Source organism: Rhizobium sp. NFR07 (genome assembly GCF_900111905.1).
GTDB lineage: Bacteria > Pseudomonadota > Alphaproteobacteria > Rhizobiales > Rhizobiaceae > Neorhizobium.
In genome coordinates this window covers 1-1,231 of record NZ_FOKM01000039.1, presented here as the reverse complement: position 1 = coordinate 1,231, position 1,231 = coordinate 1, and the positions used below count along the sequence as shown (strand labels likewise).

At 50.4% G+C, this 1,231-nt stretch carries 1 rRNA gene; it reads right to left on the bottom strand.

Annotation, left to right across the window (positions count from 1 at the left end):
• Window positions 1-1,208 (bottom strand): 23S ribosomal RNA (locus tag BM216_RS33200); the annotation flags it as partial.
• Between the last annotated feature and the right edge of the window lie 23 nt (window positions 1,209-1,231).

The window sequence follows — 1,231 nt, the reverse complement described above, 5'->3', positions numbered from 1 at the left end:
ATCCTCAGCTTCGGTGCATGGCTTTAGCCCCGTTACATTTTCGGCGCAAAGACCCTTATTTAGACCAGTGAGCTGTTACGCTTTCTTTAAATGATGGCTGCTTCTAAGCCAACATCCTGGTTGTTTTGGGATCCTCACATCCTTTCCCACTTAGCCATGACTTGGGGACCTTAGCTGGAGGTCAGGGTTGTTGCCCTCTTCACGACGGACGTTAGCACCCGCCGTGTGTCTGCCGACTAGTACTCCCAGGTATTCGGAGTTTGGTTAGGATCAGTAAGACGGTGAGTCCCCATAGCCCATCCAGTGCTCTACCCCCTGGGGTATTCGGTCGACGCTCTACCTAAATAGATTTCGCGGAGAACCAGCTATCTCCGAGTTTGATTGGCCTTTCACCCCTAGCCACAAGTCATCCCAATCTATTGCAACAGATGCGGGTTCGGTCCTCCAGTTGGTGTTACCCAACCTTCAACCTGCTCATGGCTAGATCACTCGGTTTCGGGTCTAATGCATCTAACTAAATCGCCCTATTCAGACTCGCTTTCGCTGCGCCTACACCTACCGGCTTAAGCTTGCTAGATACACTAAGTCGTTGACCCATTATACAAAAGGTACGCCGTCAGGCTTGCGCCCTCCGACTGCTTGTAGGCATCCGGTTTCAGGTTCTATTTCACTCCCCTTGTCGGGGTGCTTTTCACCTTTCCCTCACGGTACTTGTTCGCTATCGGTCATGCACGAGTACTTAGGCTTGGAGAGTGGTCTCCCCATGTTCAGACAGGATTTCACGTGTCCCGCCCTACTCAAGGACAATGTCTGTTCTACGCTTACGGGACTATCACCCACTATAGTCAGGCTTTCCAACCTGTTCAGCTTTATTCAACATTGCCACTGGCCTGGTCCGCGTTCGCTCGCCACTACTTGCGGAGTCTCGGTTGATGTCCTTTCCTTCAGGTACTTAGATGTTTCAGTTCCCTGAGTTCGCTTCTAACCCCTATGTATTCGAAGGTTAGATACCTTATAACAATGCTTGGAAACCTAAGCCGTACAAAAGCACGACTTAAATTTTCCAAGCATTTAAGGTGGGTTGCCCCATTCGGAGATCCATGGATCAAAGCTTATTCGCAGCTCCCCACGGCTTTTCGCAGCGTATCACGTCCTTCTTCGCCTGTGCATGCCAAGGCATCCACCAAATGCCCTTACGACACTTAATCGTTCTCATTGCCAATGCTCATCA